Here is a 14,405-nt window from a genome sequence, read left to right as displayed (position 1 = left end):
CATTCGTGTCAGGATTCGACCAGAGTCGAAAGGTCGGAGCCGAAAGGGCGCCGCACGGCAGTCGAATCCGGCGGTCCCCAGGCGATCTCCCACGGACAGGACGGCATGATCCGACTCACCATCGACTCGGCCGGGCTCGCCCGCACCCGCTTCGTGGTCTCACCGCTGCACGAGGCCGTCAACACCCTGATGGCCTTCTCGCTCAACTCCCGTACCGGCCCGTACGCCTGGGTCGGCCGCACCCGCCGGGTGCTGCGCCGGGAGAAGCTGGAGCTGCTGTCGGGGCTGGCCCTGGACCAGCCGGGCGGCTACATCCCGGACTTCCTCTCCCCGCACCCGGCCGGGCCGGAGCCGACGGTGGCGGAGCAGCTGGAGGCCGTCCGCCGGGCCGACCCGGAGCGGGTGCGGGCGGAGCTGGAGACCGTCCGGCACGGCCTGCCCGCCGCCAACCTGGTCGGCCGTCAGGTGCCGGACGTGGTGCTGCGCGCCGTGCAGCGCGGCCCGCGCTACTTCGCCGAGCGGGTCGCCGACGAGCTGGGCCGGTACTGGGAGGCGGCGCTCGCACCGTACTGGCCGGACGCCCGGGCGGTGCTGGACGCCGAGGTCGACGAGCGGGGCCGCTTCCTGGCCCGGTACGGGACCGGTTCGCTGTTCAACTCGCTCTCCCCGGAGCTCTCCTGGGCGGACGGGCTGATCCGGTTGGAGAGCCGCTTCGAGGTGACGATGCCGGCCCGGATGGTGCTGCTGATGCCGACGCTGGTGAGCCGGCAGATCCACGTCATCCTGGACCCGGTCGACGGCTGCCACCGGGCGCCGACCCTGATGTACCCGGTCGCCAAGCCGCCGGCCGTCCCGCGTACCCCCACTCCGGCGCTGGCCCAACTGCTCGGGCCGACACGGGCGGACCTGCTCGCCGCCCTGGTCGACCCGACGACCACCGTCGACCTGGCAGCCCGGCACTTCCTGAGCGCGGGCACCGTCTCGTACCACCTGGGCGTGCTGCACCGCTCGGGTCTGGTCAGCCGGATGCGCAGCGGCCGGGAGGTGCTGTACCGGCGGACGCCGCGCGGCGAGGAGCTGCTGGCGACCCGCTGACGCCGCAACCGGTCCCGGGCGTTCCGTCGCGTCAGGCCGGCGCCCGCCCGCGGCTTCAGGCCAGCGCCCGCGGCAGGACCACCCGCACCCACTCCTCCGGCTGCGACAGGTGCGGGGCGTGCCCGGCGCCGACGTACAGGTGCCGCTCCGCCTTCGGCAGGGCGAGGTCGATGAGGTCCAGCACCTCCCCGAACATCGGGGCGCTGTCGTCGCTCTGCGTCAGCAGGGCCGGGTCGGGGTAGCGGGCCAGCCCGGTGAGGTCGAGGTCGAGCGCGTCCGGGTCGCGCAGCTCGTCGAGGTAGGTCGGCGCGTTGCGGATGTAGGTGTGCCGGATCGGCGCGGGCAGCTGCTCCCAGGCGCCGGGCCCGAAGGCGAGGCTGTCCACGTACAGTTCGGCGGCCGCGGCCGATTCGGCCTGTTCCAGCAGCTCGCGGACGGCGGCGATCCGGTCGGCGAAGGCGGTGCCGATCGGGCGCAGGTCCGGGTCGGCGAGCAGGATGCCGGTGCCCGGCGGCTCGTGCCCGGCGATGCCGCGGAGCAGGTCGGGGCGGGCGGCGGCGAGCCGGAGCGTGACCAGCGCGCCGTAGGAGTCCCCGTAGACGAAGGCGGGCCCGAGGCCGAGCTCGTGGATCAGCCCGGCCAGGTCGGCCGCGTCCTCGTGGACCGAGCCCTGGGTGAGGGAGTCCTCGCTGCGGCTGTGTCCCCGGCGGTCGTAGGCGACGACGGTGGTGGACTCGGACAGGCCCGGCATCACCCGCGCCCAGGAGTCCCCGTCGCTCCACGAACCGTGCACCAGGACGACACCGGGGCCCTGCCCGCGGGCCTCGTAGTGCAGCGTCACCCCGTTCACGCTGATCTCGGCCATCAGAGCCTCCCGATCTCGGCGGTGCTCCCCCACCAGCCTGACACAACCGCCCGGAAGGCTCAGGTCCCGCCGGTGGGAGGCCTGCTCCCGCGTACCGGGGAGGACCGGGACGAAGATCATCCTCACGTGTGATCCCGCTGCGTCACGGCCGTGCCAGGCTCGGTGCATGCCCTACGTCGTACGCCGGATCGCCGCCGAGGAGTGGCGGGAACTCCGCGAGATCACGCTGGAGGCGCTGCAGGACTCCCCCGGCGCCTTCCACCTCTCCTATGCCGACGCCGCCGCCCGGCCCGACGGCCACTGGCAGCGGCAGGCCGCCGCCGAGGCCACGGCCGAAAACGGCTCCGCCACCCTCACGGTCCGTGACGAGGCCGGGAGCTGGGTGGGAATCGCGGGGGTCGAACCCGTCCCCGACGTCCCCGACACCGTGTGCGTCCGCTCCGTCTACGTCGCCCCGGCCCACCGCGGCGCCGCCGGCCCCGCCGTCGACCTCGTGCACGCGACGATCCGCCACGCGCGGGACCACACGGACGCACGGTGGCTGACCCTCGGGGTCAACGAGAGCAACGGGCGGGCGCTGGCCTTCTACCGGCGGCTGGGCTTCGAGGACACCGGCAAGGTGATTCCTTACGTGCGGAACCCGGCCGAGCGGGTCTTCATCCTGGGCTACCCGGACTTCCGGTCCTGACCCGTCCTCGCGTCACCCGGCGTCACCAGGTCACCCGCGTCACCCGGCGTCACCTGGTCCCCCGGCACCACCGCGTCACCCGGCACCACCCGCAACGGGCCCTCAGCCCATCCCGCGCACCGGCGGCTCGTCCCGCGTCCCGTCCTCCGCCACCACCGCGAACCGGTCCGGCCCCGCGACCGACAGGTCCACCGGGTAGAGCGAGGACGTGCCGTTCACGTCCAGCTCGGCGCTGCGCCGTCCGGTCGCCGCGTCGACCCGGACGATCCGGCCGCGCGTCATCGCCCACACCGAGCTCCCGTCCACCACCAGGCCGGTCACCTGGTCGTCCAGCCCCGCCGTCCACCGCTGCCCGCCGTCGGCGAGCGAGTACGCCACGAGGCGGCCGGTGGCGCTGCGGCTCGGGTGCTTGCCGCCGCTGATGGTGACGTCGCCGGGCTTCTCGCCCGGCACGATGAACAGGTCGCCGACGACCACTCCGCCGAACAGCGGCCGGGCGTCGAACTCGTCGAAGGCGTGCAGCCCGCCCAGCATCACGTCCAGGTCGTACTCCTCGCCGGAGACCGGGATCGACGCCCGCTGCCGCCCGTCCCGGTCGTAGCCGAGCACCGCGTGCGTCCCGCGCTCGCCCTGGGCGTCGACCCAGACCGCGAGCGGGTCGACCGACACCACGGCGAGGTTCTTCAGGCCGCCGTCCGCCGGCAGGGCGATCCGCGACCGCTCCTGCCCGTCGACGGCCGCCAGCGACCGCAGCACGGGCGGCGCGGCGCCGCACTGCGCGACCGTCACCACGTCCTGCGCCCCGCCCGCGACCTGCAGCGGGGCGCAGCCGGGGTCGGCCGTACCGCGCCACAGGTCCGCGCCGTCCGCCAGGCGGACCGCCCGCCAGCCGTCCTTCTCCTGCAGGACGGCCTGCGGCCCGGCGACGGCGACCACGTCCGGCGCCGCCGAGTCCCCGTCCCGGGCGGGCGTGTCCACGGCGGCGGTCCAGCCCTCCTTGCCGTCGGTGAGGCCGAGTGCGGTCACCGCCGCGCACGGCTTGTCGTGCGGCGAGTGGCCGATCAGCCCGATCCCGCCGGCCTCGCCCTGCCCCGTCCCCCGGCTCATCGCGCACACCGAGTCCTGCCCGGGCGGGGTCCACCGCCACACCACGGCGCCGGTGGCGCTCCGGTACGCCACCACCAGGTCGGGCCGGACCCGCACCACCAGGTCCCCGGCCGTCCAGCTGCCCAGCGCGCGGGTCGTGGACGGCCGGTCCAGCGGTGCCGTCCAGGTGTCGTTGACGCCGTCCCCGGCGAAGCAGAGGAAGATCCCCAGCCCGAGCAGTGCTCCCACGGCGGCCGACGGAAACCCGACCCGGGGGTGAATCAAAGCCCAGACGAAGCCCGCACCGCAGGGCATCAGCCCGAGGATGCTGATGATGCCCATGAACGCGAGGCTGTCGCCGCCGAACCCGTTCGCCGGCCCGAACAGCACCGCCAGCCCCATGCTGACGAACATGGCCCCCAGCACCCCGCCGGAGACCACCATCCAGGTCTCCTTGTCCCAGGCGAACCTGTTGCCCCAGGCGAACCTGGCCCTCCACCCCGCCCGGACGACACTGTCCTCGGGCCCACCGGCCATGCCCGTCTCTCCCCTGCGACGCGTCGCCCACCGCAACGAGGCGACGATCTTCGGATCGTCGCAGAGCCCGCCATGATCCGAAACAAAGAGCAGGGAAAACCCCAGCCATCACCTGCACATGAAAGGCCCAAGGTGGGGTGATCCGCACGAATCCCCACTCCGCCCGCGCAGCTCCGCCGGCGCTCCTACCAACGAAAACGGGCCAATCTTGGCCCCTCAGCCTGGGCCGCCCAACCCGCTGGACTGCCGCGCTCCGCAGCCGAGGAGAGTCCGCCATCAGCGACCCTGCCCGCCGCCTGACCCGACCGCGCGCACCCGGGGAACCCGCTGGATCCCCTGGTCACCGACCGGGTCCCCTGGCCCCGGCCGGCGCACCGCGCCCCGTCGCCGGAACCGTAGAATCCGCCTGTACACATCAGGGAGGATTTCGCGTGTTCCGAGCGCAGCGTCCGCGCACCGCAGAGTTGACCCCCCGGCAGGGGGACGGGCCCGTCAACGGCGTCGCCCTGCTGCTACCGGGCGGGTTCATCCGGAGCCACAGCGGACCGCTGAAGGTCGCCGAACGCGGCCTGCGCGACCTCGCCGTCGAACTCACCGACCGCGGCCGACCGCACGGCACCGCCGTCCACCTGCTGCGCTACCGGTACAGCGGCTGGAACGGCGCGGACGCCGACACCGCCGTCGACACCCGGTGGGCGCTCGACGAACTCGCCCGCCGGTACGGCGACGTACCGGTGGTCCTGATCGGCAACTCGCTCGGCGGGCGCGCCGCGTTCTGGTGCGCCGGGCACCCGTCCGTCGTCGGCGTCGCCGGGATCGCCCCCTGGCTGCCCAGCGGCGACGCGGTCGACCAGCTGGCCGGGCGGCGGGTCCTGATCGTCCACGGCACCGGCGACCACAGCGCGGCCAACGCCACCCAGTCCCTGGAGTACGGGCTGCGCGCCCGCGAGGTCGTCCCGGACCTCGCCCGCTACGAGGCCCCGGGCGCCAACCACTACCTGCTCCGCGAGGCCCGCGACATCAGCGCGCTCACCACCGCCTTCACCCTCGCCGCCCTCGGCGCCGAACCCGCCCCGCTCGCGACGGGCAGCGTCTGCACTCGCCTCCCCGTCCGGGTCTGACCCACCCCGACTCCCGGGCCTCCCCTGCCGATCGGCAGGGGAGGCCCGCCGCATTTCCCGCCGGATTCCTGCCGATCGGCACATACGCAACCGCCCCCCCGAACCCCCACCCTTGACACCACCAAGCCCAGTCAAGGAGCCCCCATCATGCGCCCTACCCCCACCCCCACTCCCCGCCTCTCAGCCCACCACCACCGGCCGACGCATCACCTCCTCCAGCCAGCCATCACCCCACCCCAGCACCCCCGTCGCGGCCGCCACCCACCACTCTCCACCCCTCCCCCTCTCCACCCACCGGCCCCAACGCCGCCGGAGGCGCGGGCGGGTTCACCTTCGCCTGCTCCGCGAGGAGGTCCGCGAAGGCGACCGTGAGCGGGTCGGGCCGGGTGCGGGTGTAGGCGGTGAGGGTGCGACGGATCGGCGGGTCCGGGCGGAGCAGGGCGCCGTCGAAGTGCGGCGGCACGATGTTGGCGGGCACCAGGGCGGGGCCCAACCCTGCCGCGGCCAACAGCGGTGCGGCGGAGGTCTGTTCGGCGCGGACGGCCGCGCGGGGCTGGAATCCGGCCCGGGCACCGACGCGGTCGAGCAGGTCTGCGAGGCCGTTGTCGGGGGCGTAGTGGACCCAGTCCCGGTCCGCGAGCCGGGCCGGATCCACCGTGCCGCCGGGGCTGTCGGCCAGCGGGTCGTCCGCGGGCAGGACGATCACGAACTCCTCGACCCCGAGTTCGCGGATCGGCCCCTCCCAGCCGGTCGGGGCAGGGCCGATGGCGACGTCGGCGCGGCCCGCGCTCATCGCGGCCTGGAGGCGATCGGCGTGCGGGTACTCGCGCAGTCGGATCCGCACGCCGGGGTGCCGGCGCCGCCAGGCCCGCAGCACGGGCGGCAGGATGCCGAGGCTGACGGAGTAGACGGCCGCGACCTCCAGCTCGCCCTCCTCCAGCCCCGCCGTACGCCGGGCCACGGTGCGCAGGCGTTCCGCTTCGGCGAGCGCGGCACGGGCGTGCGGCAGCACCGCCCGCCCCATCGGGGTGAGCCGTACCGTGCGCGGCAGGCGTTCCAGCAACGGGCCACCGACGGCCTTCTCCAGGGCCCGGATCTGGTGGGAGAGCGCGGGCTGGGTGACGTGCAGCTGCTCGGCCGCGCGTGTGAAGGAGCCGGTGTCGACCACCGTGACCAGGTATTCGAGCTGCCTGAGCGTTGCCATGAACACATTTTATCGTCGGCGTAGAAAACAATCCTTGGACTCATCACCGCAGCTCAGGCGAGGCTCATGGGGTACCGCCGCCGCCCGCAGAACAGCAAAGCGGCGGCTCCTGACCCGAACCGAAAGGAACACTCCCGTGTCCGAGCTCCCCGACCTCCCCAACCCCAGCACCCCCACCGCCCTCACGGGCCGGCGCCTCATCGTCGTCGGCGCCGGCTCCCGCACCGGCCGTGCTCTCGCCAGGGCCGCGTCCGCCGCCGGTGCCGAGCTCGTGCTGGCCGGTCCGGATCCGCGCAAGCTGGAGTGGACGGCCGGTGAGCTGTCCGGCCCGTCCGAGGTGCTCGCCCTCGACCTCGCGGAGGAGCGGTCGATCGCCGAATTCGCCGCCCGGGCCGGCCGGTTCGACCACCTGGTGTCCACCGCCGCGATACCGGCCAACGGCCCGCTGCAGGAGCTCGAAGTGGCCGACGTGCAGCGGGCGTTCTCGGCCAAGGTGATCGGCCCACTGCTGCTGGCCAAGCACCTGGCCGGGCAGGTGTCCGAGGACGGCTCGTTCACCTTCTTCTCCGGTGTGGCCGCCTGGCGCCCGTCCCCCGGCCGCACCGTGATGGCCACCACCAACGGCGCCCTGGCCTTCCTGGTCCAGGCGTTGGCGGTGGAGCTCGCGCCGGTGCGGGTCAACGCGGTCTCCCCCGGCATCGTCGACACCGGTTCCTGGGACGGCCTGGGCTCCGACAAGGAGGCGTTCCTGCGCGGCGTCGCGACTCGCAATCCGGCCCGCCGCGTGGGCAGCCCGGAGGACCTGCTCAAGGCCGTGTTCTACGCGATCGACAACCCGTACGTCACCGGCACCGTGCTGCACGTCGACGGGGGTGGCCGCCTTGTCTGAGCCCCGGCCCGGCACCGCCGCCACCACCACCGCCAGCTCCGCCACCGCCAGCTCCGCCACCCGCCGGCGCCTCGCGCCGCGCACCGCCGCCGTGGCCGCTGCCTTGACCGTCCTGCTGGGCACCACCGCCGCCGCTGCCCCGGCCCACTCGCCCACCCACTCGCCCACCCATCACCCCGACCCACAGCCCTGGCCCCAGCGCCTGGTCGACCGCTCGCCCGACCTGGTCCAGCCGAAGGCGCTCACCGTGGACCGCTCCCTCGGCGCCCGGCGCGCAGCCCAGGAGGTGCACCTGGCCCAGCAGTTGTACACCTTCTGGAACACCGGGCAGCAGCGGTACCTGGACGCGGCGATCAGCCCGGCCTTCCGGGACAACACGCTCCCGCCCGGCCGCCCGCAGGGCCCCACCGGCCCGGTCCTGGCCTCCCGGACCTTCCGGGCCGCCGTGCCGGACCTGACCTGCGAGCTGTCCGAGGCCCTGGTCACCGGGGACCGGATCACCGCCCGGCTGGTCTTCCGCGGTCACTTCACCGGCACCTTCGACGGTGTCCGGGGCAGCGGCCAGCGCATCGAGTTCAACGCCATCGACATCCAGCACGTCGGCACCGACCGGATCGTGGAGGACTGGCACATCGAGGACAACACGGCCCTGCTGTCCCAACTGGGCGTCACCGGCTGACGCCCGCCTCCCCGACGAGCGGCCGCCGACCGACGCACCGCCACACCGCCACACCGGCGAAATCGCATTGGCGGTCGGCGGCCCCTCCTGCCTATCGTCGGGAGATGACCACCCGAACCTTCCGCATCATGGTGCGCGGCGTCTTCGACGGCCTCACCGAGGAGCAGCGCGCCGAACTCGTCGCCGCCGCGCCCGAGCACGACGTCCTGCGCGCCGCCTTCACCCGTGAGGGCCACCTCAGCTACGACCTCTCCGCCCGCACCGCCTTCACGTTCCGCTTCCTGGACGAGGGCGAGGCCGAGGAGGACATCCTGGAGGCCACCGAACGGGCCGAGCAGTCCGCAGAGAACTGGCTGACCGAACGCGGCTACGGCTACAAGAACCTGCGTTCCCAGGCGGAGGACCTCTCCCAGGCGCCGCTCGGCAAGCGACAGCGCCGCGCCGCCTCCACCATCCGCTGATCCGACCCCCCTCCCCCTCCGCCACCTCCTTGGCGGCTCCCTCCGGGGATATACTTGAGCAGTCAAGGAGGTGGCAATGACAGAGCGCACAACCGACCGTACGACCGAGCACACCGAAACCGACCCGAGCCCCGACCCGCTGGACACCGCCCTGCGGCTGGTCCGCGCCCAGACCGCCCTGGTCAAACGATTCGACGCGAGCCTCAGCGGCCTGCACGGCGTGAGCCTGTCCGACTTCACCATGCTGCTCCACCTCGCCCAGGCCCCCGGCGGCAGAATGCGCCGGGTCGACCTCGCCGAAGCACTCGGCCTCACCGCCTCCGGTGTGACCCGCGGCCTCGCCCCACTGGAACGGATCGGCCTGGTCACCCGCGAGGCCGCCGCCCGCGACGCCCGCGTGGCGTACGCCGCCCTCACCCCCACCGGCCGCGACCGGCTCGCCGAGATGCTGCACACCGCCCGCCAGGTCGCCGCCGACCACTTCGCCGCCGCCCAGTGGAGCCCCGACGACCTCACCCGCCTGTCCGCCCTGCTCACCCGCCTCGGCGGCACCGCCCCCGGCCAACGCCTCACCTGACCACCACCCTCCGACGCCACCCCCACCCGACGCCGCCCCTCACCCGCCACGCCGCCTAGGCTGAACCCCCATGACCCGCCCCATTACCACCCCCGACCTCACCGTCGACGGCACCGGCCTGCTCTGCGTCCAGCTCCTGCTCCGACTGCGCGCCCACATCGCCCACCTCCCGGCCGGCGCGGTGGTCCACATCCTCACCACCGACCCCGCCGCCCCACTCGACCTGCCCGCCTGGTGCCACCTCACCGGCCACGACTACCTCGGCCAGGTCCCCCACGAGGCCCCCGGCCATGAGATCTACGCCCTCCGCCTCACCTCCACCCCCACTCCCACGCACCCCACCCGCCCCTGGCACCCCACCCCCACCCCCACCACCCCCTGACGCCCCCACACCCCAGCTCCCCAGCCCCACCTCCCCGACGGAAAAATCCCCGCGCACCCACCCCGACCGCCGGTGCAGACGTCCGCCATGCCCGCCGCCGGCCCACCGGGTGATCGCCGAGCACGGCGTCACCGTCCTGACTACCGTCCGCTGCGGAACGTCTGGCAACGGGCCCGAGAACGGCTCAGTCCCGACTTCCGTCGGCCGCCCGGTGTGCCACGATGAGGGAACACGAACGGCCCATGCCCACAGGGAGGTTGACCACCATGGACCCGACCCTCCACTGCCACTGGCACGACAAGAACGGTCAGTGGGCGCTGACCGTCAGCCACAACGGTCACGACTGGGAGCTGTTCGCCGCCACACCCTTCGGGTCCGAGTCCCTACCGTTCGCCGACCCGGACGAGGTCCGCCAGCTCGCCCAGGCCCTGCTGGACCTGCCCGCCGAGCCCGAGCCCTACGAGTTCGAATGGGAACTCTCCCGAACCGAGAGCGCCCGGACGGAGCGCGAGCGCACCCGCTTCGCGACCTTCGCCGTCGGGCTCGACCCCACCGACGACCACCGGCCGTACCTCGCCTACCAGTCCTACACCCACACGGGCCAGGCGACCGCACTCGACCTGGAGGCGGTCTGCGAGGACCCGCCGGTCGACGAACTCCGCGCCCAGGCCCACGCCTTCCTCACCAACCTCCCCTGCCCACCCCCGACACAGCCGAAGCAGAAGCCGAAGCCGTAGCCGCAACCGAGCCGCCACCACCACCGCCCACGGCGCGCACCGCCCACTCCACCTCCGCAGCCCAACTCTCCGGCGCAGCCCACCCGTTGACCACCGCCAGCAGCTCCAGGTACCGCTCCCGCCGCGGATCCGCCATGGCCCGCAGCCGCTCTCCCAGCCGGCCCCGCAGCACCCCGGCAGAGCCCGGAACCATCTCCCCGTACCGCTCCAGCAGCTCCGCGACGACCCGCGCCGCCGTCTCCGACCCGGGCTCCGCCGCCACGGCGACCGCAGGCCTCGCCAACTCCCGTACCATCACCGCCAGTCCAGGCCCCGGCAGCCCCCCGCTTGCCTCCGCCGCTTCCGCCTCGACGAGCCCGCGCAGCAGCGCCCGGAACTCCACGTCCCCCGCCAGCTGCGCCAACTCCACCCACGCCTCGACCTGTTCGGCCGACGGGTCTTCCGGCAACTCCGGCGTCAACGAGCGCGCCGCGGCCGCGAACCGGCCACCGGGCCCACCACCCCCAGGCCCACCACCACCGAACACCCCCGCCAGGAACTCCCCGATCAGGCGCCCCCGTTCGTCCTCCGACAGCCGGGCCAACCGATGCACGAACGTCAACTCCTCGGGTGAAGACCCGCGCCTGGCCACCGCCCCCAGCACAGCCCGTCGCAGCCGCAGCACCCGAATCTGCATGTCCAGCGCCTCGGCATGCGCCGCCGCCACGGCGGGCAGCGCGAGTTGGCGCTCCAGCACTCCCCGGATCGCGGGCAGTCCGAGCCCGAGTTCCCGCAGGGTGCGGACGAGTTCCAGGCGTGCGACGGCGTCCGCGCCGTACCGCCGATGGCCGGCCGGGTTGCGGTCGGCCGGCGACACGATCCCCTGGTCCGAGTAGAAGCGGACGGTCTTGACCGTCACCCCCGCCCGCCGGGCCAGCTCACCGATGGTGTACGTCGCGTCGCCGTTCATGGCCACCACCCTGCCGCCTCCCCCTACGGGAGATGCAACCACCCGCTACCGATCAGGCCGTCCGCCGCAGCAGCGCCAGGTACATCGCGTCCGTCCCGTGCAGGTGCGGCCACAGCTGCACGTCCGGCCCGTCCCCGAGCGCCGGGACGCCGGGCAGCAGCGGGCGCGCGTCGATCCACTCGACCCGGCCGCCCTCCTCCCGCAGCACGTCGTCCACGACCGCCCGGGTCTCCGCCAGGTGCGGCGAGCAGGTCGCGTAGCCGACCACGCCGCCGACCCGGGTGGCCTCGATCGCCGAGCGCAGCAGGTCCCGCTGGAGCGGCCCGAAGGCCGCGACGTCCGCCGGGCGCCGCCGCCAGCGCGCCTCCGGGCGGCGGCGCAGCGCGCCGAGTCCGGAGCATGGCACGTCGACCAGCACCCGGTCGAAGCCGCCGGCCTGCCAGGCCGGGCGCGTTCCGTCCGCCGCGATCACCGTGTACGGGCCGGGGTTGCCCTCCAGCGCCCGCGCCACGAGCCGGGCCCGGTGCGGCTGCTTCTCGCTCGCGACGAGCGCCGCCCCGCGCTCGGCGGCCAGCGCGCCGAGCAGTGCGGCCTTGCCGCCGGGGCCGGCGCAGCCGTCCAGCCAGAGCCGGTCCGGGCCGTCCACCGGCGCCGTGGCCAGCGCCAGCGCGACCAGCTGGCTGCCCTCGTCCTGCACGCCGGCCCGGTTCTCCCGGACCGCGTCGATCGAGGCCGGGTCGCCGCCTTCGGCGAGCCGCAGCGCGAACGGGGACCAGCGCCCGGGCTGGGCCTCGGGCAGCGCGTCGGCCAGTTCGCCGACGGTGGACCGGCCGGGGCGGGCGACCAGGGTGACCTCGGGCCGCTCGTTGTCGGCCCGCAGCAGTTCCTCGACGGCGCTGCGCCCGGAGGCGTCCGGCTGCCAGCGGCCGAGCGAGTCCCACAGCGCGGCGACCACCCAGCGCGGGTGCGAGTGGACGACCGCCAGGTGGTCCTCGGCGTCCTGGTCGTACGGCGGGGCGACCTGCTCGATCCAGGCGTCCAGGTCGTGGGCGCTGATCCGGCGCAGCACGGCGTTGACGAACTTGGCCTTGCCGTCGCCGAGCACCACCCGGGCGAGTTCGACGGTCGCCGAGACGGCGGCGTGGCTGGGGATGCGGGTGGTGAGCAGCTGGTGGGCGCCGAGCGAGAGCACGTCCAGGACCGGCGGGTCGACCTTGCTGAGCGGCCGGTCGATGCAGGCCGCGATGATCGCGTCATAGGTGCCCTGCAGGCGCAGGGTGCCGTAGACGAGTTCGGTGGCGAGGGCGGCGTCGCGCCGGTCCATGCCCTTCTGCTCGGCTTCGCGCAGGAGCGAGGGCAGGATCAGGTTGGCGTACGCGTCGCGCTCGTCGACGGCGCGCAGCGCGCGGAACGCGACGATCCGGGCCGGGTCCTTCTTCGGACGGCGGTGCGGACGGGGGGCGCGCTTGGCGCCGGGGGTGGGGGTGCTCACTGGTGCCTCGACTGCTTCAAAGTGCTGCGGTGGTTATCGGGGTCAACGATATCCCCTGCGAGATGCCCGACTGCGCGATGCCCGACTGTGAGACGTCCGGCCCCCTCTCGCCCGACAGGTCCGACCCCCTCTCGCCTGAGAGGTCCGGCCCATTCTCCCCGAAGGGGCCGGCCTCCCGTCCCGGACGGCTCGTCAGTCCGCCTCGCAGAGGGCGAGCGCCCGGGCTCCGTCGATGCCCACCGCGATGACCTCCCAGGTGTTGTTCTTGTCGACCGACGGTGCGTTCCGCTCCACCACCAGGGCCGGCGGCGAACCGCTGGAGGAATCGACCTGGACGGTCCCCAGGTCGTAGCCGCCCGAGATCAGGTGGTGGTCCGCCGGGCAGGTGGCGGAGGAGAGCGTGCCCGTGGCGGCCGGGTCGCCGGCGACCACCGTGGTGGTCACGGCACCGGCCGGTGGAGCGGTCGCCAGCCCGTAGGTCGCGGTCACCAGCAGTGCACCGGCCACGGCGGTCCAGGTGCGCGGGCTCGTCCAGGTGAGTCGGGCCATGGGGATCAGCCTTCCTGGTGAGGAACCCCCCACTCGGACCAAGGTAGGCCCGCCCGCACCACCCCGCGCGGCGAATCTCAGCGCCCCGGACGAACCGCCCCCGAGCCCTCAGCCCACGGGTGGGCCCTCAGCTCGCCGCCCCGAACCGCTCCCCCGCCGCCAGCCGGGCGCCCCGGGCCCAGTCCGCGGCCCGCATCTCCTTCTTGCCCTGTGGGCGGACCTCCCCCAGCTCGATGTCGTGGCTGCCGGTCCCGACCCGCACGCTGTTCTTGCCGACCATCGCAACCTCGCCGGGCGCCAGCTCGGCCGACTCCGCCAGCAGCTTCACCGGCCCGGTGACCTTCAGCCGCTCGCCCCGGAACTCCGTCCACGCCCCGGGCGCCGGCGCGCAGCCGCGCACCACGCGGTCGATCCGCAGCGCGGGGTGGTTCCACTCGATCCGGGCGTCCTCGACGGTGATCTTCGGAGCGAGCGTGATGCCTTCGGCGGGCTGCGGCACGGCGTGCAGGGAGCCGTCCGCGATGCCGTCCATGGTGGCCGCGAGCAGCCGGGCGCCGGAGACGGAGAGCCGGGTGAGCAGTTCGCCGCTGGTGTCGGTCGGGCGGACCTCCTCGGTGATGACGCCGTAGACCGGGCCGGAGTCCAGGCCCTGCTCGATCAGGAAGGTGGACGCGCCGGTGACCTCGTCGCCGGCCAGCACCGCGTGCTGGACGGGGGCCGCGCCGCGCCAGGCGGGCAGCAGCGAGAAGTGCAGGTTGACCCAGCCGTGCTTGGGGATCTCCAGGGTGCCGGGGCGCAGCAGCGCACCGTAGGCGACCACCGGGCAGCAGTCGGGGGCGAGTTCGGTGAGCCGCGCGACGAACTCCGGGTCGCTGGGCTTCGCCGGCTTGAGGACCTCGATCCCGGCCTCCTCGGCGCGCTGCGCGACGGGGCTGGCGACCAGCTTGCGGCCGCGCCCGGCGGGGGCGTCGGGGCGGGTGACCACCGCGACGACCTCGTGCCGGTCGGAGGCGAGCAGAGCGTCCAGGGCGGGAACGGCGACCTCGGGGGTGCCGGCGAACACGAGGCGCATCAAGTGCCTTTCTGTAAAAGGG

General features: G+C 74.2%; 16 protein-coding genes. 9 read left to right on the top strand and 7 right to left on the bottom strand.

From position 1 onward, the window contains the following. The first annotated feature begins 105 nt into the window (after nucleotides 1-105). A complete protein-coding gene (locus tag CRP52_RS26970) occupies nucleotides 106-1,095 on the top strand; it encodes an ArsR/SmtB family transcription factor (protein ID WP_097238752.1) in 990 nt (329 codons plus the stop codon). Between the two features lie 55 nt (nucleotides 1,096-1,150). Here the strand turns inward: CRP52_RS26970 and CRP52_RS26965 are convergent, their stop codons facing one another. Then, nucleotides 1,151-1,960: an alpha/beta fold hydrolase gene (locus CRP52_RS26965; protein ID WP_097238751.1), complete on the bottom strand. Its 810-nt coding sequence runs from the start codon at nucleotides 1,958-1,960 to the stop codon at nucleotides 1,151-1,153. A gap of 166 nt (nucleotides 1,961-2,126) precedes the next feature. On the opposite strand from CRP52_RS26965, the gene CRP52_RS40620 reads away from it, so the two are divergent. Continuing rightward, entirely contained in the window at nucleotides 2,127-2,648 is a 522-nt protein-coding gene (locus CRP52_RS40620) for a GNAT family N-acetyltransferase (protein ID WP_097238750.1), read from the top strand. A 102-nt stretch (nucleotides 2,649-2,750) separates the two neighbouring features. Here CRP52_RS40620 and CRP52_RS26955 read toward each other — a convergent pair whose 3' ends face one another. Continuing rightward, nucleotides 2,751-4,271 carry an outer membrane protein assembly factor BamB family protein gene (locus tag CRP52_RS26955; RefSeq protein ID WP_097238749.1) on the bottom strand — a complete coding sequence of 507 codons (1,521 nt, stop codon included), beginning with the start codon at nucleotides 4,269-4,271 and terminating at the stop codon, nucleotides 2,751-2,753. Nucleotides 4,272-4,702: 431 nt separating this feature from the next. Between CRP52_RS26955 and CRP52_RS26950 the strand changes: the two genes are divergently transcribed. Next, the gene (locus CRP52_RS26950) at nucleotides 4,703-5,392 is read left to right on the top strand and encodes an alpha/beta hydrolase (RefSeq protein ID WP_097238748.1); all 690 of its coding nucleotides are present in this window, start codon (nucleotides 4,703-4,705) and stop codon (nucleotides 5,390-5,392) included. 226 nt (nucleotides 5,393-5,618) lie between these two features. Here CRP52_RS26950 and CRP52_RS26945 read toward each other — a convergent pair whose 3' ends face one another. Beyond that, complete coding sequence (locus CRP52_RS26945; RefSeq protein ID WP_097238747.1) at nucleotides 5,619-6,596, bottom strand: LysR family transcriptional regulator; 978 nt, start codon at nucleotides 6,594-6,596, stop codon at nucleotides 5,619-5,621. 136 nt (nucleotides 6,597-6,732) lie between these two features. Between CRP52_RS26945 and CRP52_RS26940 the strand changes: the two genes are divergently transcribed. The 6 genes from CRP52_RS26940 (at nucleotide 6,733) to CRP52_RS26915 (ending at nucleotide 10,321) form a co-directional block, all read left to right on the top strand. Next, entirely contained in the window at nucleotides 6,733-7,485 is a 753-nt protein-coding gene (locus tag CRP52_RS26940; RefSeq protein WP_097238746.1) for an SDR family oxidoreductase, read from the top strand. After that, nucleotides 7,478-8,164 (top strand): ester cyclase, encoded by a 687-nt coding sequence (locus CRP52_RS26935; protein ID WP_257032872.1) that lies wholly within the window; start codon nucleotides 7,478-7,480, stop codon nucleotides 8,162-8,164. The genes CRP52_RS26940 and CRP52_RS26935 overlap by 8 nt, the downstream gene beginning before the upstream one ends. A gap of 104 nt (nucleotides 8,165-8,268) precedes the next feature. Then, the gene (locus CRP52_RS26930; RefSeq protein ID WP_097238745.1) at nucleotides 8,269-8,625 is read left to right on the top strand and encodes a DUF6204 family protein; all 357 of its coding nucleotides are present in this window, start codon (nucleotides 8,269-8,271) and stop codon (nucleotides 8,623-8,625) included. A 76-nt stretch (nucleotides 8,626-8,701) separates the two neighbouring features. Continuing rightward, a complete protein-coding gene (locus CRP52_RS26925) occupies nucleotides 8,702-9,202 on the top strand; it encodes a MarR family winged helix-turn-helix transcriptional regulator (protein WP_097238744.1) in 501 nt (166 codons plus the stop codon). Nucleotides 9,203-9,272: 70 nt separating this feature from the next. Continuing rightward, a complete protein-coding gene (locus CRP52_RS26920) occupies nucleotides 9,273-9,584 on the top strand; it encodes a sulfurtransferase TusA family protein (RefSeq protein WP_097238743.1) in 312 nt (103 codons plus the stop codon). A gap of 266 nt (nucleotides 9,585-9,850) precedes the next feature. Beyond that, the gene (locus CRP52_RS26915; protein WP_097238742.1) at nucleotides 9,851-10,321 is read left to right on the top strand and encodes a hypothetical protein; all 471 of its coding nucleotides are present in this window, start codon (nucleotides 9,851-9,853) and stop codon (nucleotides 10,319-10,321) included. Here CRP52_RS26915 and CRP52_RS26910 read toward each other — a convergent pair. The 4 genes from CRP52_RS26910 to fmt form a co-directional block, all read right to left on the bottom strand. Then, nucleotides 10,266-11,270 (bottom strand): MerR family transcriptional regulator, encoded by a 1,005-nt coding sequence (locus CRP52_RS26910; protein WP_097240369.1) that lies wholly within the window; start codon nucleotides 11,268-11,270, stop codon nucleotides 10,266-10,268. The genes CRP52_RS26915 and CRP52_RS26910 overlap by 56 nt on opposite strands. Before the next feature lie 52 nt (nucleotides 11,271-11,322). Next, complete coding sequence (locus CRP52_RS26905) at nucleotides 11,323-12,762, bottom strand: RsmB/NOP family class I SAM-dependent RNA methyltransferase (RefSeq protein ID WP_097238741.1); 1,440 nt, start codon at nucleotides 12,760-12,762, stop codon at nucleotides 11,323-11,325. Between the two features lie 192 nt (nucleotides 12,763-12,954). Beyond that, the gene (locus CRP52_RS26900; RefSeq protein ID WP_097238740.1) at nucleotides 12,955-13,311 is read right to left on the bottom strand and encodes a hypothetical protein; all 357 of its coding nucleotides are present in this window, start codon (nucleotides 13,309-13,311) and stop codon (nucleotides 12,955-12,957) included. A 127-nt stretch (nucleotides 13,312-13,438) separates the two neighbouring features. Beyond that, on the bottom strand, nucleotides 13,439-14,383 hold the full coding sequence (gene fmt / locus CRP52_RS26895; RefSeq protein ID WP_097238739.1) for a methionyl-tRNA formyltransferase: 945 nt from the start codon (nucleotides 14,381-14,383) through the stop codon (nucleotides 13,439-13,441). Nucleotides 14,384-14,405: the final 22 nt, after the last annotated feature.

Source organism: Streptomyces sp. 1331.2, from assembly GCF_900199205.1.
Lineage (GTDB): Bacteria > Actinomycetota > Actinomycetes > Streptomycetales > Streptomycetaceae > Kitasatospora.
Note: the sequence above shows the minus strand (reverse complement) of the source record. Positions and strands in the feature narration are given on the sequence as shown.